Raw genomic sequence first — 26,612 nt, 5'->3', positions numbered from 1 at the left:
CCGCTCCCGTACGCGACCGGGAGCGGCTGCTCCGTCCTGCCCGCACGGCCCGTCCTTCCCGCACGGCCCCCGGGACGGCCGTCGGTGAGCATCCAGGTATCGCCCGAGGTCAACGCCATGATCTTCATCCTCACCGGGGAGAAGCTCATGGACGCCGACGAGGACCTCGCCTTCGAGAGCCGCCGGCCCTACTCCGGCCTCGGGCGCAAACTGGACCGGCTCTCCTCGCTGATCGACAAGTCGATCCACGACATCGGCGAGTCCATGCCGGACGACCTCGCCTCGTCGTACGCCAAGGCGATGGGCATGCTCATCGACGACGGCGGCAAGAACTACCTGCGCGACTTCTCCGACCAGCTCGACAAGATCGCCGAGGGCCGCCGCAAGACCTCCATGGACATCATGGAGTCCAAGTGGCAGGTCATCGCCGAGATCATCCGGCTGCTCATCGAGATCGCCATCTACCTGGCGATGTCCTTCTTCACCGGGGGCGCCTCGGCCAGCCAGATCATGATGGCCAAGCTGCGCAGCCGCTTCTTCATCCTCACCACGCTGAGCCATCTGCTCCAGCGACTGCACCTGGCGCCCTCGCTGACCGAGGCGTTCGCCGAGGCGTTCACCACCTTCGCCGTGCGGCTCGCGATGATGAACTTCGCCCCGGACGGCCGGCGCCCCGACTCCATCGACTGGGGTGACATCGGCAAGGCCGCCGCGTTCGGCGCGGCGGCGGGGTTCTTCACCAGCGTCTTCGAGAAGTTCGCCAAGGACATCGTCAGGAGCTTCGACGGCAACTTCCTCAAGGGGGGCCCGGATCTCGACTTCAAGAACCCCCCCAACCTGCGGGACACGCCGAACGTCGACATCAAGACCAACGGGCCCACCCCCAACCCCAAGCCGGACCCCGACCTGCCCGGCCCCCCGAAGGACCGCCCCGACCCGAACCCGTACGGCAACACCCCCGGCCCCACCCCCTCGCCCGGCCCGGTGCCCGTCACCTTCCGGGACGGCCCGCTCTCCTTCCGCAACAACCCCGAACTGTGGCGCAACAGCCAGATCCTGCGCCTCAACCTCGACCGGCCGGGCGCGCTCACCGCGCACTACGCCCTCAAGGGCACGGCGGACTTCATCGCCGCCGGAGCCGGCGAGGTGGTCGCGGAGATCCTGATCAAGGGGGCTTTCGAGGGGGACTGGTCCTCCAGCTGGACCACGTTCGTGGGCGCGGGTGTCAGCAGCCGGGTCGAATCCACCCTCATGAGTGCCGCACTCAACAGCGGCGCCGAACTCCGCCACGCGATCGACAAGCTGCGCAACCAGCCACCGCCGACCGTTTCCGGTGGAAACGGAAACGGAAACGGCACGGAGACGGGCGGCTCCGACCGCACCGAGGGCCCCTCGCGCACGGACAGCACGGGCGGCCCCGGTCCCGGTGTCTCCTCGCTGCCACCGACCGTCCAACAGACCACGAGCCAGGGCGACTTCACCGGCAGCCAGTCGCCGCCGCCCTATGTGTCCCAGGACCCGCCGCCCTATGTCTCCGTCGATCCGCCCCCGTACACGCCGGGCCCGCTGCCGGTGACCGCGGCGGAGAACGCGCTGTGGCAGCAGGTCCACCAGGGGCCCGCCGAGGTACGCGAGCAGGCTCTGCGGGACCTCGCCGCGCTCCGGGGCTCCCAGCCGCCGGGCCCCGCCGAGATCGGCGTACGCGACGGGGTGCACGAGCGGCTCTCGCAGCTGCCCGAGGTGCGGGTGGTGCCCTCCGGCAACAGCCCGGCCGGTCGGGTGGACACCGACGAGGTGCGCCGGGCCCTGGAGAGCTTCGGCACGCCGGTGACGGTGGACACGCCGATCCTGGGGGAGAGGCCAGGGGGACCGGCCGGCAGCGGCACCGGAGTATCCGGTGGCGTGGACACCGCGGAATCACCGGGTACGAAGACCTCCTCCGGCCCTGCCGAGCAGTCCGGCCGGCGCGACCAGCCTGGCCCGGACGGCCGCACCACCGCCCCTCCCGAGGTGAACACCAGCGGTTCGTACGGCGATGCGCGCGCTCCCGGAGAGGTCGGCGGCGGCCCCGAGACGCGCGGAGTCGAGGGCGACACCTCGACCACCGCCGAAGGCCCCGGCACCGGTGCGCCCCCGCTGACCGTCGTCGTCTCCGAAGGGCCGCCGCCGGTCGCCGGATCACCGGAGGCGGCCGAGCTGCTGGACGGCGCCGGGGTCGACCGGGCCGTGGTGCTCGGTCCGCCGGCCGGCTCCGACGCGACGGGGCAACCGGTGCGCGAGGCGGTCGAGCTGACCCGCGAAGGCCCCGGCGCGCCGGTGGAGGTCCGCCCGCTCACCGGCCCCGGGCCCGCCGCGATGCCCGACGGCGGGGCGGACACGGCGTTCCCGGGCGCGAACGTGCTGCTGCCGGTCGCTGACGCCTTGGGCGTGCCGCCCGTCATGCCGGCCGCTCCACCACCCGCCGCCTCGACCACCGCGTCGGCCAACCCGGCTCCCGCGTCGGCGGGCTCGCCGCCGCGTCCCGTCGCGCAGGGCGGCCAGCCCGGCGACACCGCCGCGACGGTCGAGACCTCGTGGAGCGAGCAGGCGCAGGAGACGCCGGGGGCACCGGAGACACCGGAGACGTCCACCGACACCGAGTCCGGTCCGGCGGATCCCGATACCCACGCCACCACCGCGCCTCCCCGCACCGAGGCCGAGTACGGGGACATCGACCCGTCCTCGGTCAAGGTGCTGTCGGGCGAGTCGGCCCCCACCACGGGTGACCTGCCGGTCCCCGACGCCAAGCCGTCGGTGATCACCACCAGCTCCACGCCCGGACCGGACGTCAAGGCTCCGCTCACCGACACCGCCCCGGACATCAAGCCGACGGTCACCCCGTCCTCCTCGGCCCCCACGATCACGCCCACCGCCCCACCCGCAGCCTCCAAGCTCGCCACCGACGCCCGTCCCTGGGCCGAGACGGCCACCTACCTGCACCTGGAGTCCGGCCGCGGCGACGCGGACACGACGCCGCCGCCCGGGCAGATCACCGTCCGCCCCGCAGACCCGGACCAGGACCAACCACCGCAGACACTCCGGGACTTCCTGCCGGAGGACCGGTGGTGGACCTTCTACATCGACCCCAAGAACCACCAGGCCGCGCTGGAAGCCTTCCCGGACGACCCCGGGTCCTACTACGACCACGACCGCTCACCGGGCTTTCAGCAGGGCATGGTGTCGGCGTACACGCAGTTCCTCGGCGACCCCGCCACCGTCGCCACGCCCATGGACTCGACCTCGTACGGGACGATGCACGGGCTGGCCACCGGCCACCTCGGCCGGACGATCGGCTGGTCCGGCGGCGGTGCCACGCAGTTCCCGCTGCGGGGCGAGACGCTCGCCGACGACATCTTCGACGAGCGCATCGGCGATCAACTGCTGGTCTACGACACGACCAGCCGCGACTGGTCCACGCCCCTGCCCAAGCCCCGGCCGGTCACCATCCTGACCCGGTTCATGCACAACAACCCTTCGCTGGCGACCAATTACGGCAAGAACGCGGCCCCCGGCCTCGTCGACACGCTGTTCCAGCAGCACTACGCCCGGGTGTCCGACCCCGATGCCGACGACACGGCCAAGCTCGCCTCCATCGTCCGCACCATCCGGGCGCTGCACGTCGTCCACCCGTTCCAGGACGGCAACCTCCGGTCCAACGTGCAGATCCTGCTGCCGAAACTCCTCCTTGAGCAGGGCCTGCGCCCGGTCGTGCCGGACAACATGTACAGCCTGTTCCAGGGCGGCCACTCCGTACCGCAGATGGTCCACTCCCTGATCCGCAACGGTGCCCTGGACACCGGGAGGCCGCGCCCGCCGCAAGGGGAGACCGCCGCCGACCCGCACCTGGAGTCGGGACGGGACGGAGACATGGACACGAGCGACGCCCCGGTGGCCCTGATCACCACGAGCACCACCGACGGCGACGGAACCGCGCCGCCCCCCACCGCCGGGCCCTCCGTCACCACGCTCGACCGGAAGAAGGTGCCCTTCAGCGAGCTCCGGCGCCTCGTGCGGCAGACGGCGCTCACTCCGCAGCCCGGCGTCGCCGTGCAGACGGTGACCATCTCGCAGGGCCCGGCCGAGGACGGTACGGGGCGGAGTGCGGGCCGTGAGGCGCTGCTCGGCCAGGACACCTTCCGCGGGGTGCGCACCACCACGGCCGAGCCTCCGCCTCCAGGAACCTCCGGGGAGGCCCCGCCCGCTCCCCGTACGGTCTTCACCGGCCCGCCGACCGCACTGCCCGGCTCGGGCACCGAGCGGGGCGCCGACTACTTCGTGGGCCACGGCACGCCCCGTACCGTCACCCTCGGGACGGACAACCCCGCGTACCCCACGGTCAAGGTCAGCGGTGTCCAGCTCGGCGAGGTCCTCAAGTCCTGGGCGCAGGACGGGGACCGGGACCGGCCGCTGGTGCTGTTCTCCTGCGAGACCGGGCAGCAGCCGAAGATCGCGGGACTCCCGGTCGCCCAGCACGTGGCGAACCGGACCGGACGCCCGGTGTACGCGCCGACCACCGAGGCGGGCACCGCCAAGGACCGGGACGGCAACGTCACCGCGGTGCTCGGCGAAGGTCCGGACGGGCCGGGCGGGTGGCGGCTGTTCACCCCGGAGCCCGCCGGAACCGAACTGGACGACCTGGCCCGCGACGCCGGACTGCACACGGGCCCGGACCCGGCCGACGCCTTCGCCCGTGCCCGTACCCTTCAGCAGCTCCGCACCCTGCGCGAGGTCCTTGGCCCGGACGCCGAACAGCAGCCGGGCAACCGGGAGTTGCTGGCTGCGCTCGCTTACGTGGACGGGCTGCGCTGGCGCGATCCGGGCACTGCGGCCCGGTACGGCGACGGCCGGATGACCCCGGACCTGCTGGACCGGATGGTCACCGACTGGCACACCGCCACCAACGGCGGGACCGTCGACCCGGCCACCGGTCCCACCCAGCGGCAGTACACCGCGTTCCTGGAGGCGGCCGCCGGGCTGCGGTCCGGTGCGACCCCCACGACGACGCTCGACCGGCTGTTGCCGCCCCCGCCGCCCACACCGGCGCCGGACACCCTGGTCTCACGGGCCGACGTGCTGGGCCTCTCCTACGCACGGTCCGCGCAGATCGCCTGGTCGCTGTCGGACGCCCCGCTGCCGCTCTCCGAACTGGGCCTCGGCCCCGACGACACGGCCGAGCTGGCCCGCCGCCTGCACCGCCCTGAGCCCGCAGGGCCGACCATCGACCCGGACGTGTCCGGGTCCGGGTCCGGTTCCGAGGGAACGCCGCCCCCGGTGAACTCCCTCGTCGTCAACGCGTATACGGCCCGGCACACGTACGGCATTCCGGAGAAGAATTTCAACAAGTTCCGTGATGTGGCGCGGGGCCGGAATGTGGTCGTGGATGTGCGGCCGACGAATCCTTCGGCGCCGAAGTGGCTGGACGCGGGGGCGATGTCGAAGCCTCAGGAGATCAAGGCGAAGACGGTCTCGGATGTCGATGTTCTGCTGGGTGCGGATGCGGGGAACATCGGGTTGGTCGGTTATTTCCAGCCGGTGTTGCCGGATCAGGGTTCGGTTCCGGTGGATGCCTGGGACCGGGTGGTCTCGCGGTTCAACCAGCGGTCCACGGAATTCCGTGAGCTGGCCGGAAAGATGGCCCAGTACGAGGCCGACGGCCGCTTCGTCGTTCAGGACGGGGTGGTGTTCGGCCGCGACGACGACGGCGAACGGCGTCCGATCACGGGCGACCACGATCTGTTCGACCTTTCCTCCCCGGACGGTTCCCGGCTTTCGCATCCGGAGCATGACGCGCTGATTGAGGAGATGCGGGCCAAGGACATGGCCGTGGTGCACGGCGCGCACATGTTCTGGAATCCGCCGACGGCTTTCGACAAGTCGATTTTCGACAAGATCGTCGGCTCCCATCAGGGCCCCACTGGGGAACCACTGCTCCGCTTCAGCCCCAACAGCGACCACGCCGTCCTCACCTGGACGCAGAAGCTCAAGCCCGGACAGGTCGACTCCTACACGGCCCGGCACACGTACGGCATTCCGGAGAAGAATTTCAACAAGTTCCGTGATGTGGCGCGGGGCCGGAATGTGGTCGTGGATGTGCGGCCGACGAATCCTTCGGCGCCGAAGTGGCTGGACGCGGGGGCGATGTCGAAGCCTCAGGAGATCAAGGCGAAGACGGTCTCGGATGTCGATGTTCTGCTGGGTGCGGATGCGGGGAACATCGGGTTGGTCGGTTACTTCAAGCCGGCGTTGCCGGATCAGGGTTCGGTTCCGGTGGATGCCTGGGACCGGGTGGTCTCGCGGTTCAACCAGCGGTCCACGGAATTCTATGAGCTGGCCGGGAAGATGGCCCAGTACGAGGCCGACGGGAAATTCACCGTCCATGACGGAATCGTGTTCGGTGTCGATGACCAGGGCGGGCGTCGGCCGATCACCGGAGACCATGACCTGTTCGATGTCTCGTCGCCGGACGGTTCCCGGATCTCGCCCACGGCGCATGACGCTCTGATCGAGGAGATGCGGGCCAAGGACATGGCCGTGGCGCACGGCGCGCACATGTTCTGGAATCCGCCGACGGCTTTCGACAAGTCGGTCTTCGACAAGATCGTCAGCTCCCACGAAGGCTCGTCCGGCGAACCGCTGCTGCGCTTCAGCCCCGGCAGCGACCACGCCGAGCTGGTCCACCCCGAGCCCAACGCCTCCTCCCCGCCCTCCCCGTCCGGCCGCCCGGAGAGCATCGCCGAGGACGTGGACCTGTTCAGCAAGGGCAGCGGGACGCCGGGCCTCGTGGACACCGTCCACGCGGACGGGCAGGCCCTCCGCAGACTGCGCACCCGGGCCGACGGGGACTGCCTCTTCCGGTCGCTCCTCGACACCGCGCGCGGCCACGACGTTCCGCCCGCCTGGGCTGCGCGGAACGTCGCAGGCCTCCGCAGCCTGCTCCGCGACCGGCTCACCGGCTCCGAACTGCTGGCCCCGGACGTCGAGGCCACCCCGGACCCGGTGCTCGCCGTCGTCGACGACCTGCGGATGACCGCCCTGGCCGGGGTGCGTGACCCGGAGGCGCGGGAGCGGATCGGGCAGCGCTGGGACCGGATCGAACAGGCGGTCGTCACCGACGGCGACGGACGCCGGTGGCGGCGCATCCTCAAGGACAGCGGTTACCCCCACCTCGCCGATGTGGCGCCCACCCCCGCCGACGCGCGGAAGCTCGGCACCGACGGGCTGATCGTCGCTGCGGCCGAGCTCCCGGCCCTGTGGTCCTCGCCCTTCGCCGACGCGCTCCCGCTCGCGCTGGCGCACACCCTCGACATCGAGCTGCGGCTCGTCCGGCCCGACGCGTCGGCCCCGGCGGGCACCTCCGTCACCCCGCTCAACCCGGGCGGCCACGGCGGCACCCTGCACCTCGCCTACAACGGATCCGACCACTACGACGCCCTGGTCCCGGCCGCAGCCGTGCCCGCCCCCACCCCGACTCCCATCCCCGCCCCGGCCACCCTGGACCCGGCCGGCACCGACGTCTTCGGCGAGTGGCTGCGGAGCATGGGAAGGGCCCCCGACCTCTACGCTCCGGCCGAGGAGACCCCGGACCGGGGGGACCCCGTACCGCTGGAGACCCAGCTGGAGCGGTACCGCCCGGCCCGGCTGCTGACCGGCGAGGATGCCCGGCCGCCGGGGCCCGCCCCGCGCACCGTCACCTTCGACGACGGCAGCCGGCTGCCCACCGTCCTGATCAGCCCCGACGCCGACCCGGACGACGGCTCCACCGACCCGGGCGCCCGGCCAGGCGCAACCCCCAGGGCCGGGCTCCTCAACGGCCTGGGCGTTCTCACCCTGCGCTCGCCCGAGCAGGTGGCCAAGGAGGTCTTCGACCAGCTGCCCAAGAAGCTCCGGGCCCAGTTCGACGAGGCGGAGCTGCTGCGCCTGCTGAAGGACCAGCCCGGCGCGTTCACCGCCCCGCGCGGCGCCCGCTTCGTGGGCCGGGAGAAGTCCGGCGTCGGCCACGAGATGACCGTCGAGGCCGTCCCGTACCACCGCTGGGAACGGTTCGGCGAGGTCGGTGGCGCGACCGTCCGGCTGGACACCATGCGGCGCGGCCAGTCCGGTACCGGCGGCGGGCGCAGCGTCGGTGTCGGCCGCCGGGTCGCTGCCGCGCTGGGCATGGGGCCGCCGCTCACCTGGATGCTCAAGATCGGCGTCTCGCTCGGCTGGACCCGGAAGACCGACTACACCCAGGGCACCCAGGCGTACCACCAGAGCGAGTACCGGGCCTGGGAGGGGTCCCACCTGCATCTGGACGACGTCCACTACCGGGTGCGTGTCGAGCGGGTCACCGAGGCCCCGAAGGCCCCCGCGCCGACGCCACCCGGTCCGGGCGCCGCGCCCGCCGCCACCCCGCGCTGGCAGCGCAGCCAGGTGCACTCCGCCGCCTTCGCCATGCGGGACGGGCTGAGCTGGCGGCTGCCGGACGACCTCACCGTGCCCTTCAAGGGACCGAAGCGGGCGCCGGAGACGCTCACCTTCCCGGACGGGGCCGAACCCCGGATCACCGACACCACCGCGCTGCACCTGACGGACCCGCCGGAGGACGTGGCACTCGCCATATCCGGTGCCAGGCCCGGTAGTTCGGCCCACCGCACGCTGGTCTCCTACGTCCGCCCGGGACGGCTGCTCGGCCTCTTCGGGCGGTTCGCCGGACCCGTCAGCGGACCCGAGCTGACCCGGGGCAGCGGGCAGCACCCGCTGGGCCATCTGATCGTGGAGCGGTCGATCCCGCACCGGGCCACCCTGGTCACGGAGTCGGTCAAGGCGGAGGTGCGCGACCTCGCCCAGACCACGTACCAGAACCAGCGCGCCCACGTCCGCGACACCCGCCTCGGTGTCCAGGTCACCGCCGGGCCGAACTACACCCTCGTCGGCCCCGAGACCGACATCCGCCTCCAGGGCGGCCCGTTGGTCCGCACCGACCTCAGCGCGGGCCGGGGCCACTACCTCGGCTCCGACGCCGCCCGCAAGGTGACCGGCCGCGTCCGCAACCACCCGATGGCGCTGTACCGGGTGGAGCGCACCCTGATGGTGCGGAAGGCCGGTCAGCCGGCCTCCGCCGCGCGGCCGGTCCGGGTGGTCAGCCTCGACTGGTACTCCACCCAGGACGCCCGCCGCCTCGCGGGCTGGGACAGCCGTACGCCCGGAGCGACCGGCCCGAACCCGGACGCCGAGCCGCCGGTGCCGTGGTACCTCACCCGGCAGGACCCGGTGCACCTGGGCGGGCAGGTCCGCGCCGAAGGCTTCGTACCGGACCGGCGGCCCGCCGCCCCGCCGCCCCCGGCCACCACGACGGCGGCCCCCGCTCCGGCGACGGCAGCCACGACAACGGCGCCCGCTCCGGCGACGGCCGCCGCCCCCGCGCCCGCCCCGGCCCCCGCCCCTGCCCCGGCTCCTCAGGACCCCCTGAAGGCCTTCACCGACACGGTCCTGGACACCCTCACCCGTGCCTACCCGTCGCTCTTCGTCCCCCCGCTGATGCTGCGCCACCCCCACCTGGCCAAGCTCTGGTACGGGGACGGGCGCATGCGGACCGCCCTGCACAACGAGCGCCAGGTGCGCGAGGCGCTGAACCGGCCGAGCCTCGCGCAGAGCCTGGACGACCTGACCACCACCGGAGTGCCCGTCACCCTCACCGAGGACGGCAAGGTCCGCCGGGGTCACCACACGCTCATCCTGCGCGCCCGCCTCACCGACCGGCAGTTCGAGACCACCCTGAGCGAACGCTCGCTGCGCAACGCCGTCATCGGCACGGAGATCTCCGGCCAGGGGCAGCAGGAGTCCACCACCCTCTCCGCCGGTGTCGAGCTCGGCATCTCGCCGCGCGACCACGACAAGGACCCCGCAGCCGGGGTGCCCCGCCAGGCGGGCAACGTCTCCCTGGGCGCCCGCTACGCGCAGACGCGGACCCGGGCCACCAAGAACACCGTCGCGGTCGCCCACGACCAGCTGACCTTCCAGAACGGCGCCGATCTCTACAGCTACCAGGTGGAGTTGGGAGCCACCTTCGAGGGCCATCGCAGGCCGCGCGGCTGGACCCGGCTCGCCACGGTGGGGCTGCTCGGCGCGGGCATCTTCGTCAGCAAGGTCACGGAGCGGCCGCTGTTCACCCGGGGGACCGAGACCGTGGGCCGGGTGGAGCTCGCAGTCCCCGCCGCCCATGGCTCCGACCGCCACGCCCCCGCCGACCCCCCGGCCACCGGTCCCGCACCCGCGCCCGCGCCCGCCCCCGTACCGCGTCCCCTCGCCGCCACCGAGGCGGACCAACTCCTTGACGGGACACGGCCGTTGCCCCGGACCTCCGCGTCCGACCGGCAGCTCGTGAACAAGCTGCTCAGCGCCCCGCACGTGGTCCTCAGCACCGAGGGGGGCGAGCAGCGGCAGCGACTCGTCCAGGACACCGCCGACCGCGCCACCGGCACCTCCTGGCACGTCAGCGCGCCCGGCGCCCCGATCCGCACCGCCCTGCGCCGGGCCATGGCCAACCTCGGCGTCGCCGGGCAACTCGGCCAGTATCTCGGCCCGTTCGGCTCCCGCATCACCGGGCTCACCGGCGCGGGCCCCTTCTCGACGCATTACCTCAAGGCGGCGGTCCGGGGCGAACTCGACAACGTACGCGTCAAGAGCGACCCCAAGCCGGGCAGCCTCGAAGCGACGATCGGCAACGAGCACCGCGTCGCCGGGACCTCCAGCACCGGGACCCGGACCACCCTCGGACTCCAGGGCGCGGTCACGCCGTTGCAGCAGGCGCCCGGCCAACACGCCGTGGTGGGTGCGTACTCGACCGCCCTCCAGTACGCCTGGGGCAAGGGCCGCAGCATCTCCCAGACCCTCACCCGGGGCCGCAACACCACCCTCAGCTACGCCGGGCGGATGTACCTGGTGGTCGCCGACGCCACCGAGACCGTGGCCGTACGGGACCGCTGGACGGCCGCGATGGGGGCGGTCGGCACCCGGGCCGGGGGCGGGATCAGCTCCGCCGCCGGGCGGATCTCCGAACGGCTCGGGCGCGGCCTCGCCCCGCGCCGGGCGGCCGCCGCGCTCCAGCGCGTCCGCGACGCGGTGATGTTCCACCTGCCGATGCAGGACGCGATCGAGGCCGGGCTCGCCCCCGACGGCCTCGGCACCACCACCCCGGCCAACCTCGGCGGCGGCTACAAGCTGCCCCCCTTCCTCCGCCGCCGCCACTTCCCCTCCCACCCCAGCGGCCAGCTCGACGCGAGCCGGGCGGCGCAGCAGCTGATGGGGCAGCTGGAGCGGATGGGTGTGCCCTCGCACGACCGGGAGCAGGTGCTCCAGCGCCTCTCCCCGGACTTCCTCCGCTCCCATGTGCACGAGCTGACCACCGACGGCATGGCCCTGCCGGTCCGCTACCGCACCTGGACGAGCCCGCACCACCTGCCGGTCGGCGGCAGCCCCGGCCAGCTGCAACTGACCCTGACCCCGGTCACCACCACCGTGGAGCGGCTGCGCACCGGCTACGAACTGGAGGACTACCGCACCACCGCCCGCGACGACGTCGAGGGCCGGTCCCAGGACCGCGGCGCCGATGTGACGCTCAGCGCGAGCGAACGCGCGGCCGGCAGCGGGGTGCTGGTCGCCAACCCGGCGCTCCAGGGCACAGCCGCCAAGCAGCGGTCCAGCAATGTGACCGAGGCGGTCGGCAGCACCGCGATGCCCAACATCGCCACCACCCAGGCGCACGCCGAGATCGTGACGACGTACACCCTGACAGCCACCCTGGTGGACGCTTCCGGGAAGCCGCTCGGCCCCACCGCCACCGCCCCCGTCGGCTCCCTCAACGAGATCCTCCCGGCCAGCCTGCTCACCCCGGACGGTGCGGGCGCGGACGGTGCGCTCACCGAGCAGGATGTACGAGAACCCGTCCGCGCAGTTAAGGTTCTGACGGCCGATCAGGCACGCCCGGAAGGCATCGCCCGGTGGCGGACCACGGACGGGAAGAGCGGCGAGACAGACCCGGACATCCTGCCCTTCGACGACGTGATCGGCTCCGGCATCCTCGCCGTCGACATCCTCGGCTCGGCCAACGTGCAGGACGCCCTCACCCTCGCCACCGCCCGCGCCGACGGCTTCCCCGGCGACACGGACCTCGGCAAGCGCCATACGGGCACCACGCTCACCGAACGCGTACGGATGGCCCGCCACACCCCGCTCACCGCCCTCGGCACCGCCCCGGTGCAGGCCCAGCAGGAGGCCACCTCCCAGGTCGGCCTGACGGCGGGCTTCCGCGAGGCGCTCGGCCCCGACGGCTCGCCGCTGCCCACCCAGTCCTCCGCCCGCCTCCTCGGTCAGTCCCACACCGCCGACTCCCGCCTCTACGCCAAGATGCACCGCACCGGCGCCCGGCTGCTCGCCGTGGAGAACAAGCCCCGTATGGAGGCCATGCAGCGGCGCAAGACCGGCGACGCGCTGGAAGCGGGCATCACCGACAACATCGAGGGCGCGGTCAGCACGTCGCCGCTGGCGGGCAACAGCAACGCGGGCGTGACCAACCCCGGAGCCACGGTCCCGATCGGCGGCGCCAACGACGCAACCGCCCTCAGGAGCGCCACCGACACCACCGTCGGCACCCACATCAAGGTCGTCACCGACCGCAGCATGCTCTTCGCGGTCCCCGTCAGCTGGTTGTCGGTGGCCGAGGTCGATCACCGGGTCACCGACAGCCGCCCGATGCAGGCCCTCGGCAAGCCCAGGCGCGGCCCGCGCGCCGCCGAGGCCGAGACCACCGCCCTGGTCTGGCTCCGCGAGGACATCGCCCGCGACTACGGCCTGCTGGACGACACGACCTTCCCCGACGAGGCCCGCACGGCCTGGGACGACCAGGCCAAGGCGGCGGCCGACCTCGCCACCGCCGAGAAGAACTACTACGACGCCCGCGCGAAGGCCCGGGAGACCTGGCTCGACCTGAGCCCCGAGGAGCAGACCGCGCTCGGTGACGGCGCCGGGGCCACGACACCGTCCCCGGCGGTGGCCGCCTCCCCGGCCGTCACCGCCTGGCAGACGGCCCGCGACGACGTACGACGGTGGCAGCAGCGCCTGGACGCCGCCGCGCAGGACCACCACCGCCTCCACCTGGCCGCCGCCCGCCTCACCGCCCACCACCAGGGTTCGGGCTCCGTGCCGGTGAAGGACGTGCCGCAGGAGTACGCCGCGCCCGACTGGCGCTCCGAGGCGCCGGAGCCGTACAAGGTCACCGACGCCACCGGCTCCGCCGCGCGCACCCTCACCTCGCCGGACGGGCGCACGGTGCACGAGGTCCACGAAGTGCCGCACGACGGGGCCTCGTTCTTCCACGCGCTCCTCGCGACGGCCCAGGACCAGGGCAAGCTGCCCTTCCTGCTCGACGCGGGCCTCGCCGACCGGTTCGCGGCGGCCCCCGATGACCCGGCGGTCACCGCCGAGGCCGTCGGTGCGGTACGCGACCGGCTCGCCTGGGCGTTGGCCGACGACGGCAACGAGGATCTGCTCGACGGCCTGGCCCTGGATGCGGCGGACACCTTCACTCAAGCCGAACTGGACTACGCCGAAATCGAGCTGACGGCTGCTCAGCAGGCGGAGTTCGACGCGTTCGGCCGGCTCCCGCAGACCGTCTGGCCGACCCCGGAGCAGCGGGTGGCGCTGGCCACGGCTGCTCTGTACCGCCCGTTCACGGCCGAGCCCACGGCGAACCCGGATGCCGGTGACCCGGCCCCGCCCGAGCGCCGGGCGGCCGACCACGGCGGCGCCGACGTGCTGCCCGCACTCGCGGCCCGGATCCTCGGCACCCCGGTGACGGTGGTGACGGGGGAGGGGCGGCCGCAGATGTTCCTGCCGCACGGCGCCGACCCGGCGACGGCCGTCCCGGCCTCGGGCCCGGTGCTCTTCGCCGCCGACGGCTTCTTCTCCGCCGCGCTGACGCCCGGCACGGTGCCGCCTCCCACCACCGCGCTGCCCGCGCCGCCGACCACGACGACCGGCACGCCCCCGGCGCCCCCCAAGCCGCCCGCCCACCGCAGCCACCCCACCCCACCCTGGCTGCCGCCCGCCGACACCACCGGCCCGCGCTACCGCCTGGACCGCGACGGCTTCCTCACCGCCCCCGACGGCGCGACCTACACCCAGGGCACTCCGGCCGGACGGGGCAACGGCTTCTTCGGCGCGCTCTCCACGGCCCTGCGCCACGCCGCCGAGCAGCCCGGCCGCGACTCACGGGCGGCGGCCCGGCTCCGGACCCGCGCCGGTGCGTCGCCCGCCCAGTTGATGCGGCTGAACGGCCTCCCCGGCGAACGGGCGGAACGCGACACGCTCTTCTCGCCGCCGGCGCCCGGCGACCGGAAGGGCACCCCCGTCCTGAGCCAGGACGCCCTCGACGGCCGGCTGCGCCGCCACCTGGCCAACGCCCCGTGGGGCCCGGACGCCGACCGCGCGGTGGCCGAGTGGGCCGCGAAGGCGACCGGCGCCACGGTCACCCTGATCGAGGAGAACGGCACCGCCCACACCTACGCCGGTCCCTCCGCCGACGCGCCCGTCCTCCGGCTCCGGCGCCGGGGCCGGGACTTCGTGCCGCTGCTCCTCCGGACCCCGGCTCCGACACCCGCACCGAAGGCCCCGACGCCCGCACCGAAGACGCCGACGCCGGCACCGAAGGCCCCGGTCCCGAAGCCGAAGACGCCGGAGATCTCCCCCACGGGCGAGGGTCCCGGGCTGCCGGGCGAGGAAGAGGCGTACGAGCTGAGCACGCTCTCCGGCGCCGAGCCCCAGCCGCAGCCCCACCCCCAGCCCCACGGCAACACCGATCCGGGCTCCGACTCCGACTCCGATTCCGACTCCGACTCCGACTCCGACTCCGAGGGGGAGGAAGACACCCCGATCTGGGCCGACCCCGAGTGGCTGACGGCGGTGTTCGGTCCGCAGTGGAGCCACGCTCCCCGCGCCCGCCTCCAGGAGACCTCCGAAGCCCTCTACGAGCTGGTCGAGGAGGCGGCGGGCGGCCGGACGACCCGCGACGGCCTGGCCGACCTCGTCCGGCACGTCCTGCACCTGCCGACCCGGGCCCGGGTGAGCAACCAGGACGTCCTGGACCTGGGAGCGCTGGCGCTCGAGGCGTCCTCGGAAGACCTGGCGAGCGCCGATGACCTCGCCCTGTACTTCGTCGACCGGCAGATCGAGACCCGGCGGGACGCCCTCGCCGAGGAGACTCTGCTCCGCACGGCGGACCGGACCCCCGCAGGACGGAACTTCACGGAGAAGGACCCGGGTCTTCCGGCTCCGGACGCCTATCTCGCCGAGCGGTCCGGGCGCGCGGCCGAGCGGAACGCGGCCTGGCGGAATCCGTACCTGTTCGTGGCCGGGGCGGCGGAGGGCGGTGGCGTCGAGATCGTGACGCCGTGGCGCACCTTCGTGGTCCGCGACGCCGAGGAGATGGCCCGGATCATCTCGTACGACTCCCGGCGGCCGGCCGGCGCGGACATCGTCCTCGCGCTGCCCCCGGCGTTCGCGGCTCAGGTCGCCAACCTCGTCGCCGGCACGACGGCCCGGCCGGTCTGGTACCCCATGGGGCCGGCCGAGGTCCTCACCCACCCCACCACCGGAGCCGCCCACCTTGTGGTGCACCGGAGGGCCGGGGAGGCCGGTCCGGACTGGACCACGCCCCCGCCTCCGCAGGAGCCCGGCCTGCCCGGCGCCCGCGACCGGAGCGACAGCGGCGACACCGACAGCGACGACGGCCGGGGCAGCGACGCCGGAAGCGACAGCGGTTCCGGATTCACCAGCGACGGCGACGCGGAGTTCGACCGGCTGGCCGACCAACTGCAGTGGGAACACCGGATCGACGCCCTGCGCCCCCGCCCCCTGATCACCCGCGACTACCAGGTCATCGACGACAGCGGCACCGGAGTGCTGTTGACCGAGCCCGGCCCCCGGACCGTCGGCCCGGTGGCCGTCGGTGAAGTCCGTACGGGGGAGGGGGCCGAGGGCCCCGCGCTGATCCTGCCCCAGCAGATTCCGGGGACCGTCCCCGCCGCCGACCGGCCGCCGCTGCACATCTCCGCGGACCGTACGGTCGCGCTGCTCTCGGCCGGGGACGACACCACCGGCCGGGGCCGCCAGGTGTACGCCACCCGCGCGGCGATCGAGCGCTCCTCGGCCCGACTGGCCGCCGCCGGAGCCGGGGTGCGGCTGGAGGCCGACCCTTCGGTACGGGTGGTGCTCGACCAGGAGGACGGCACGCCCGGCGAACCGCTGTTCCGGGTGGAGCCCCGGTTCCTCACCGCCTCCGGGGCCTCCGAGCACGCCTTCACCCGCGACTTCGCCCGGATGGTCGCCGGAACGGATGCCGCGCCGCTCTCCCATCTCGCCTTCCGCGGCCCCGATGGCACAGTGGCCACGGCCCCGGTCAACGGACTGCACGGCCGGGAGGTCACCGGCACCCACCATCTGGCCCAGGCACTGACGGAGGTGGCCGACGGCACCCGTACCGCCACCGCCGTGACCCCCGACTGGGCCGTCCGGCAGGCGGGCCGGGACCCGCGCTTCACCGGCGGGGTCGTCGGCGCGCCCACCCCGGGCGAGGCGTACGGCCGGGCCCTCAGCCACACCCAGGACAACGCGCTGCGCGGGCCGCTGACCCGGGCCGCCGCGCGTGCCGGGGTCAACGAGTTCGCCTGGGCGGAGGTCGGCGAGGGCTATCTGATCCAGTCGGTCAGCACCACCAACGCCGGCGGCGCCCAGCTCTTCACCCACAACCACGCCAAGCCCGGCGACCCGGTCGGCCCGCACGCCCCGTACCACTTCGCGCAGGTGGTGCTGGCCAGTGAGGACGGCACCCACCAGATCACCCTGGAGAACGAGAACCACAACCGCACGGAGATCCCGGCGGACCAGCTCGACGCCGTCGTGGACGACAACCTCGACCGCTACGACAAAGAGCAACTCACCCTCCTGGCACAGGAGACGGGCCGACGGGCCGAGCAGGCCCGGCGCGACGGAGCGGACCCGGCGGAGATCGCCCGGCTGGAAGGGTTCGCGCGCGCGGCCCGCGCCCTGGCCGCCGTCCATGAGGCCGAGCACGTCCGGTGGCACTTCACCGAGGACCGCCCCGAACACGCTCTGGCCCAGCGCGAGGTGGACCAGGCCCGTACCCGCGCCCGGGACGCCGTACGGTCCGCCGCACCGGTCCCGCACGACAAGGACGAGTGGTACTTCCGGGCCTACAGCAAGCGCCCGGGGGAGTCGGCGCACGCCGTCAACGCGGCGCTGCTGTCGGACCGTTCACCCGCCGTGTCCAACCCGCTCACCACGGTCGCCCTGCACGGCCACACCCTCCGTCCGGACCGGCGGACCGTACGCTTCGCCGAGCAGCAGCACACCCTGTCGCCCGACGCGGACGAGAACCTGGACGCCCTGGCGCTGTACCTGGCCCGCACCGGCCTGTGGAACAGCGCCAACGGTCTGCCCCTGCCCGCGGTCACCGTCACCGGACACGGCAACCGCTCCCGGACCAGCGGCGAGAAGCGCGCGGCGGCGGTCGGCAAGGCCCTCGGGGACCGGCTGGCCGGGCTGCTGAGGACGTTCCAGGAGGGCACCCCCGGCCCGCACGTCCGGCTCTCCGACTTCACGCTCACCCTGGACGCCCAGCGGGTCCGCCGCGCCACCGACCCGGACCGGGGCCGGGTGGTGACCGTCGACATCGACGACCACCGGCACACGTCCCCTCCGGAGTCCGGCCGCCCCGCGCCCGGCGGGGAGCCGCTCCGCACCGAGCCGCCCGCCCTGCCGCGTCCGACCGGCGGGCCCGCCCCGGAGGGGTCGCCGCCCGTCGTCACGGACCCGCCCACCACCGGGTCCCGCACCTCCTCCTCCGACCGGGACCCGTCCCGTCCGGGCCGCCGGTCCGCGACGCCCAGCCCCGACCGTGGCGCACCGGTGCCCGCGTGGGTCCGGGCCCGCATCCGGTACGCCGAGGAGTCCGTCGCCTTCGAGCGCCGACTGGCCGAACATCTCGCGGAGAACGAGGCGGTGACCGAGGAGTTCCGCAAGATGGCGCGCGCCGCATGGGACCGGGCGCGGCAGCAGTACCCGCGCGCCCTCGCCACGTTCGGCAGCGAGAACCCGAGCATGCCTGGGACGGTCGGGACCAGCAGGCCCGCCCTCCAGCAGGTGCTGCGGACCGGCAACCTGAGGGAGCTGGTGACCTTCCTGTTCCAGGGCATCTCCAGCGACCTGGTGCCGGAGATGCTCGGTGGCCGGGAGGACCCGAACCCGGAGATCGAGGCGGAGCGGCCCAGCCGCCGCCAGGCCGAGGGCCGCGCCGAACTGGAGCGGCTGGCAGCGCAGTTGAACCTGGACGACACCCTCTCCGTAGCGGAGAAGCAGGAGGCGCTCGCCCGTGCCACCCGGGAGCACACGGTCCCGACCGACCCCGACGACGTACGTCCGCCGCTGAGCAGCGCCGAGCGTCCCTTCGCGGTGAACGAGCTCGGACTCACCTGGATGCCCGCGTCCTCCGTGTACGACCTCGCGATGAGCTCCGGCCTCCAGGAGACGTCCGAGGACTCGGGTGGCCTGGTCCTGACCGGCACCGCGGGATCGACCTACCGCTTCCTGGTGCACGCCGCCCGGATGCGGGACCAGTGGGGCCTCGACCTGGACCTCGGGCTGATCCGGGCCGGGATGATCGCCATGTCGCTGTCGGCGGGCCACCATTCCTTCCACGAGGTGATGCGGGGTGCCCAGTTGGCGCTGGACTCCCTCCCCGGCCACGATCCTGCTCTGGACTACCAGGACAACTGGGGCCGCTACTGGAACATCCCCCCGCTCACCGAGCAGGAGCTGCGCGAACACGTCGCCCGCGAGGGCCGCTTCCCCGACGAGCACGCCCAGGAGGTGCTGGACGCCGACGAGCCGGCCCCCGTTCCGGCTCCGGCACTCAACTCCGCCCCGCCGCAGCCCGGGGCCGTGCCTGCCGGGCCGGACGTGGTCCTCGATGCCGACCAGCGGCGTTACCTCGCGGAGCAGCTCACCGCCGACGACCTGCCGCCGGCCCCCGCACCCCCTGGCGCGGAGGAGACCGTCGGCTCGGACGAGCTGCGCGAGGCGGGCGTCACGCTCTCTCCGGGCCTGCGCGCCGAGATGATGCTGCGCGGCGACGGCCGACTGCCCGCCGGCGGGCTCTCCCCGCTGGACCTGGCCCGGGTACGCCTGGTCCGGGCCGAAGACGGAACGGGGGCCCTCGACACGGTGACGGCGAGCGTGGCGCGCCGGCTGTGGGCCGGGACGTACGCCGAGGTCCTGGACGCGGCCCCCGAGGGCCGGGACGACACGGCGACCGCCCGCGCATGGTCGGCCGCCGTAGCCCTGGTGCTGCCGCCCGAACCGCACCCGGTACTCGCCGATGCCCGGTACGCCGGTGAGGCCTTCCGCGACGCGGTGCGGCGGGTCGCCGGTCATCTGCTGGCGGCGGAAGGCGGTGCCGAGGGCGTACGGGCTTCCGCCGCGGAGCTGGCCGACTCCCTGCGTCCCGGCCTCGGCCTGGCACCGCGCCGGACCGCTCCCGCGACCGGGCCCAGGGGCGGGGAGACGGCGCCGGGGCGGCCCGCTCTCCAGTCCCGGCCGAGTGGCGACATGCCGGATCTGGACATGCCCGACCTGGACTTCGGCCAGGGGCAGGGCGAACTCATGGACATGGACATGGATATGGACCTCGGCGGTCTCGATCTGCCCGACGCCTTCCCGTCCGCCCTGGACAGCCTCGACCTGGATGCCTTGGACGCCCTGGCAGGCATGGACCCCCTGGGTGACCTGGGTGACTTGGGTGACCTCTCCGACTTCGACTTCACCTTCGACCTGCCCGCGCCCGTACCCGTCGGTCCGGGCGCGGCCGGCGGGCAGCCCGTGTACGCCGTACCCGCCGCCCCGCCCGCCCGGCCGCTCACCACGCTGCCCGCGCTCACCCTCGTACCGTTCGCGCCGCAGGCCACCGGAACCGCCGACAGCGCCGAGCGCGGGGTGGAGCGGCTGGCCCACCAGGTCGCCCGGACCGCGCTGCGCAACCGGCGCAACCGCGTACCGCTGCCCAGGATCGACATCGCCGGATACGGCGCCGACGCGCGGGGTGCCGGGACCGCGCGCGACCGGGACCAGGCCGCCCAGGCCCAGGGGGATCTGCGGGCGCAGGCGGTCCGCGATCTGTTCGTGCGCCATCTCGACCACGCCCTGCGCACCCTTCAGGCGGGCCTCCCCGCCGGGGTCACGCCGCTGCGGCGGCAGGACTTCACCATCAGCGCGCGGGGGCGGAGCCGGGTGCCGGGCCAGAGTGCCGCCGTGGCCCTGACCGGGCAGATCGGCCGGGAGGAGCTGGGCCGCCAGGCCACCATCGGCGTCACGTCATCGCGTCACGCCGCCGCCCTGGACGCCCTGGACGCGCTGCGGCGCACCGACCCGGCCCTGCGCTCCGGGCCCCTGGACGTGGACGCCGTCGCCCGCCGGATCTGGCACCTGGCGCCGTCCGTGCTCGTCGACCCGGAGATGCGGCGCGACCTGTACACGCTGACCGGCCGGGCGATCGCCGCCGGGCGGGCCACCGGTCTGGCCGCGCTGACCGCCTTCCACCTGGAGGAGCAGGGCCTGCTCGCGGACGACCGCGCCCGGCATGTGATTGCCGGCGGCAACCGGGTGCCGGGCCTGAACTGGACCGGCACCGCGACCGCCGGGCTCGACACCCTCTTCGTGGACCGGCTCACCACCGGGCCCACGGGCGCGCCCGCCCCCACCGGGAACGCGGACATCGCGCCGTGGCCGTGGGACCCGGCCCCGTACCCGGTGCTGGCGGACGGCAGCCACGACCGGGTGACGGCCCAACTGCCGGACGGCACCACCTGGGAGCTGGACGCCGACGAGTTCGCCGAGTTGGTCGCCGCCGACCTGACCCGCCACCCGCTGCCCGAGCGCGCCCCGATCGTGCTGGCCGTGCCGTATGCCGGCGACCGCTACCTGGCACTGCCCCGCAAGCTCGCCGAGCGCACCGGCCGCACCGTCTGGGTCCACAGCGGCCTGGCGCAGCGCAACCCCGACCCGGCCGCGACGAACACCGTCGCCGTGCTCCACCGGGACGGCCTGCCGGACGGAACCTGGCTCCCGGTCCGCCCCGGCCTGGCGCCGGACCCCGACGACGGCGCCCCGGCCTGGCACCGCGAGGTGCTGACCCAGCCCATCGTCAGCTCCCGGACCGGGGAGCAGACCGGGCGCAGCTTCCACCAGCCCGCCGAACTCGTCGGGGAGCGCGAGAGCTACCGCGACCTCGACCACATGTCCTTCTACGTCCACTGGGACGCCGCGACCAACACGTACTCCGGCAAGCTGCCGATGCGGGACCCCGGCCCGGCGGACAAGGCGTACCGGCTGGCGGGCCACGGGCTGCCGGGCGGGCTGTCCCTGCCGCTGGCCGACGGCTCCAGCCGGACCGTGGACCGGGACGAGGCGGCCGGATGGCTGCGGCGGCGCAGGAGTCTGACGAGCCTGCCGCAGGACCACTGGGTCGACCTGGTGATCTGCCACTCCGGAGCCCCGGGTCAGGGGTCCGCGCAGGACGTCTCCCAGCTCGACGGTGTCCTGCCCGCGCCGTTCGCCATCGATCCGCTCGGCGACGACGCCCTCTCCCTCGGGCAGCACCTGGCCAACCAACTGCGGCGCACGACCCGGCTGTCGTACTCCTCCCAGGGCGTGGTCCGGTTCGGCGACGGCCCGGTGCGGGTGCTGGCCACCGATGCCCAGGGCCGCCCCTGGTGGTGGGAGACCAGCCACCCGGAACCGGATGACGCCGAACTCGACCGGCTGGCGGAGCAGGCCGGGTTCCAGGGTGACCCGTCTCCGCACGTCCGCTCCGAACTGCTGCGCGTGGTGCGGGCGTTGAAGCTGGTCGTCGGACCGGACGTGCAGGCGGCCGACGATTTCCCGGCACTGGTCACGGGGGCGGCCGCGATCGTCAACATGTGGTTCACCGACCCGGACCTCCAGCCCACCGGCCCGGTCTGGCCGCAGCTGCTCACCCAGGTGATCTCGGCGCACCCCCTCGCGGCCGGCGGCGTGGACGGGGACGTCACCCGCCAGGTGCTGGCCGAGGCGGCGAAGGCGTGGCGGAACGCGGGCGGCGCGCTGCCGGTGAGCAGCTTCGTCCCCCTCCCGCAGCTGCGTACGGCGGCGGCCTGGCTCGCCGACCCGGCTGAGGCGGACCGGGCGGCCGTCGACGCGCTGCGGCTCACCGACCCCGCCGACGCCCCCGCGCACCGGACCCGGATGTTCTGGGCGAGGGTCCGCGCCGAGGAGGCACTGCCCGGCCCCGGACCGGCCGCCGACCTGCTGACCGTACGAGCCCTCCGCCTGGGCCAGGACACTCAGGTGGACGACGCCCTGCGCGACCGGGCCCGCGCCCTGCTCACCCGGGGCTTCGCGGCGGGCCGGAACATGGCCGACCCGGACGTGGCGGGCGCGTACGCCATCGAGGCGGCCGGTGCCCTCGCGGCGCCCGCGCTGCTCACCACCGTGGGCGCGGCGTTCGGCTCCGGCCGGGACTGGCGCGGCCTCGCGACCCTGCTGCCCCGGCTGGACGGCTTCCGGGTGGCGGACACGACGGTGGACGCGCCGTGGGCCGGACCGGGTGCGGACGGCACGGACCGGCCGGTGCCCTACGCGGTTCGGGCCTCGGTGGACCTGGAGGACAGCAGCCACGTCCAGGTGACCGTGGGCACGGCCACCCACCGGCTGTCGGCCGCCGAGTTCGCCGAACTGCTCTCCTCCGATACGGACTTGCAGGGCATCCAGTCCTCCGTGCCCGTCCTGCTGCTGCTCGACGGGCTGAGCGGCCCCGCCCCGGAGGTCGCGGAGACCGTCGCCCGCAGGCTGGGGCGGCCCGTGTGGTGGAGCACCTCCCCGGTAGAGCTGTCCGCCCCGGACGCCGCCGAGGGCGAACTCCCCGTGCTGGCGCCCGACCTCTCCACGCTGTCCCAACCCAGCTCCACGGACTGGCGGTTCACCGCACCGTCCGTCCCCGACGTGGGTGCGCGGACGGTGCCTGCCACGCCGGCCCCGGGCGCCGGGGCGCCTACACCGGCCACCAACAGTGAGCCGGACGCCGAGGAGTCGCGGATCGGGGACCCGGCCGCCGCACCCGCCGACACCACCCCGAACACCGCTCGGAACCAGCGCAGTTCCACCGGTGACCCCATGGAGGGCATCGAGTCCACCTCCGTACCGGGGGCCCCCGCCGCCGCCGTCCCCGTCACCCCCGCCTCGGTGAGGGCCCTGCAACCGCTGCCGCCCCGGACCCTCGTGGCGTACGGGCGCGACGAGACCAGCCCCTCCGCGCAGGGGGACCGGACCCTGGAGCTGCTCGCCGCCCAGGTGGCGGCCACCGGCCTGCGCAACCGGCGGGCGGGCGCGTCCCTGCCCCGGGTGGAGGTCACCGGCTACGGGGCCGACATCCGCCCCGACCGCCCGTCCTCCGGCTCACCCGCGAGGCGGCGCGCCACCACGGCGCGCCACCGCTTCACCCGGCTGCTGGCGGCCGAACTGGAGCGGCTGCAACGGGATCTGCCGACCGGCGCACCCCGCCTGACCGCCCAGGAGTTCGGCATCGTCGTCAAGGCCATGGCCCGGGTACCCGCCGACTGGGTGGGCACCGGTGCCCTCGCCCAGGTGACCCGCGCCGAGCTGGGCCGCCAGGCGACCGTCGTCCTCCACCAGCCGCCGGACGCGGTGGCGGTCCAGAAGCTCGACTCCCTGCGCCGCCGTGACCGCGCGCTGCGGGACCGGCCGCTCGACGTGGACGCCATCGCCCGCCGCGTCCTGCACCTGGACCCCGGCGCCCCCGCCCGACAGGACACCAGGCAGGAGCTGTTCGGCCTGGTGGGCCGGGCCACGGCGGCCGGCCGGGCGACGGGCTTCCCGGCGCTGGCCGCGTACCACCTGTCCGAGCTGGGGGTCACCGCGCCGGGTCGCGCCCAGCACTTCACCGTCGGCGGCAGCCGGGTCCCGGGCCTCAACTGGAGCACGAGCGACGTCATCGGACTCGACACCACCCAGGGCGACCTGCTGGAGGCCGACCCGGCGGGCGGCTACGACGTCGTCAGCACCTCACCGACCCCCTGGCCGAGCTCCACGACCCCCTACGTGGTGGCCGCGGATGGCGGGCCCGACCGGGTGGAGGCACGGCTCCCGGACGGCACCGTACGGGAGTTGGGCATCAAGGAGTTCGTGGAGCTGGTCGCGGCCGACCTGGCCCGCGAGGCGCTGCCGCCCGGCACGCCCGTCGTGCTCGCCGTACCGTTCGCCGCCGACGGCTACCTCGACCTGCCCCGCAGGCTCGCCGACCGTACGGGCCGGACGGTGTGGGCGCACAGCGGCCGGATCACCGTCGAGTCCGCCCCCGGTGAGGCGAGCACCATCGATGTCGTCCGCACCCCGAAGACACCCCGGGGCGACTGGATCGCGAGCGATCCGGGGCTCGGGCCGGAGACCGACGACGACACTCCCGTCTGGCACCACGACGTGGTGAGCCGGGCCCTCGTCAGCGCGCTCAGCGGCCGGCAGATCGGCCGGGCCTCCCACCATCCCGCCGAGTTCGCCCGGGACTTCGAGGACGACGACCGCCACCTGGACCGGATGGCGACCTTCGTCCACGACCACCCGGCCACCGGCCGCACCTCCGGCGAGTACGACCTTCCCCGGCCCGGCCCCGAGGACCGGGCGTACCGGCTGGACCTCCACGGCTCTCCGGGCAGCCTGACGTTCGCCCTGCGTGACGGCACCACCCGCGACATCGACGAGCGGGAGGCCGGACCGTGGCTGCGCCGCCGCAAGAGCCTGACGACCCTCCCCGATGACCACTGGGTCGACCTCGTCGTCTGCTGGAGCGGAGCGCCGCGCGACAGCGCCGTACCGGAGCCGGGCACCGCATCCGACGCGTACGGCGGCCCCTTCGTGGCCGACCCGCTGGCCACCGTCTCGATGGGCCAGCACGTGGCCAACGCCACCGGGCGCGCGGTACGCCTCGCTTACGGCCCCCAGGGCACCCAGGAGAGCAACGGCCGCTACCGGCGGACCCTGTTCGCCGACGCCCAGGGCCGCCGCCGAGCCTGGGCGCTGGCCAGTCCTGAACCCGACGTCGGTGAACTGGACCGACTGGCGGAGATCGCCGGGATCAGCCCCGGCGACGGCGAGGTGTCGGACGAGATGCGTACGGCGACGCTGCGGCTGGTGCGGGCGCTGCGGATCACCTTCGGCCACGACATCGACGACGACCCCGGCTTCGACGACCTGCTGCGCGGGGCGGCGGCCGTGGACCAGATGTGGCGCAGCGACTCCGACTTCGAGGAGGCCGGGCCGTTCACGCTGGAACTGCTCCACCGGGTCGTCGCCGCGCACCCGGAAGCGGCCGCCGGGGTGGACCGGCAGACCACCCGCCGGGTGCTGGCCGCCGCCGCGGAGCAGTGGGCCCGGTACCCGGGCGACGGGCTCGTCGGCTTCGTCGACCTGCCCGCGGTGGAGGCCGCCGCCCAGTGGCTGGCGGAGGGGGACGCTGAGGACGAGGCCGCCGCCGTTCTGCGCCTGCGCACCGACGAGGTGGGCGAGGCGGAGATGTCCCGGATGTTCTGGGCGCGGGTCAAGGCCGAGGAAACGCTGCCGGGGATCGGCCAGGGCACGCAGGAGTTCGTCGCCAGGGTCCTCCACCGGGAGCCGGACCCGGGCGCCGCCCACGCCCGCCGCACCGAGGCGCTCGACGTGCTGACCCGGGCCTTCGCGGTGGGCCGGGAGGCGTCCGACCCGGACATCGCGGCGGCGTACGCCCTGAAGGAGGCCGGCGCGTACGACGACACCGCGCTCGACACGGTCCAGGGCACGGCGGACGGCACCGGCCGCGACTACACGGGTCGGCCGGTGCAGGACGTGGACCTGGCCCGGTTCCGTACCCCCACCGGACTTGCGGACGCGCCCTGGGCGCAGGGCAAGGACCGGCCCGCCCCCTACCTGGTGCGGGCCGGGGCCGACGCGGACGACCCGGATCTCGTCGAGGTGTCCTGGGGTGGCGACACCTATCAGGCGACCGCCGACGAGTTCGCCGAACTCCTCGCCGCCGACACGGCGTTGGCCCATACCGAATTGACCGTGCCGGTCGTGCTCGCCCTCCCGGGCCCGGCCGCCGACGCGGCCGGCCTCGCGGACCTCATCGCCCGCAGGCTGGGCCGCACCGTGTGGTGGACCGGCTTCCCGGCGGACCTCTCCGGCACCGGTGACGCCGGGGACCCGGTGCTCACCCTGCACCCGGCGGCCGACGGCACCGCCCCCGGGGTCGCCCCCTGGCAGCGGGCCCGCCCGGCACACCCCGCCTCGGCCGAGGACGCCCCGCGCCCGGTCCCGGCACCACTGCCCCGCTCCAGGCCGAGCGATGACGACCGCACCGGGGCATCCGCCCCAGCTCCCTGATGCTCGAACCCGATCCCTGCCCTGATGCCTGCCCCGATCCCCGCCCCCGACCACGCACC

At 74.4% G+C, this 26,612-nt stretch carries 1 protein-coding gene; it reads left to right on the top strand.

What is annotated here, in order from left to right:
- Positions 1-117: 117 nt before the first annotated feature.
- Complete coding sequence (locus R2B67_RS06820; RefSeq protein ID WP_381073724.1) at positions 118-26,553, top strand: lonely Cys domain-containing protein; 26,436 nt, start codon at positions 118-120, stop codon at positions 26,551-26,553.
- The last annotated feature ends 59 nt before the right edge of the window (positions 26,554-26,612 follow it).

The organism is Streptomyces cyaneofuscatus (assembly GCF_033109485.1).
GTDB lineage: Bacteria > Actinomycetota > Actinomycetes > Streptomycetales > Streptomycetaceae > Streptomyces > Streptomyces cyaneofuscatus.
Note: the sequence above shows the minus strand (reverse complement) of the source record. Positions and strands in the feature narration are given on the sequence as shown.

Excerpts from the sequence above, each read along its gene's own strand:
- R2B67_RS06820 (WP_381073724.1), top strand. The coding sequence starts at position 118 with ATGATCTTCATCCTCACCGGGGAGAAGCTCATGGACGCCGACGAGGAC.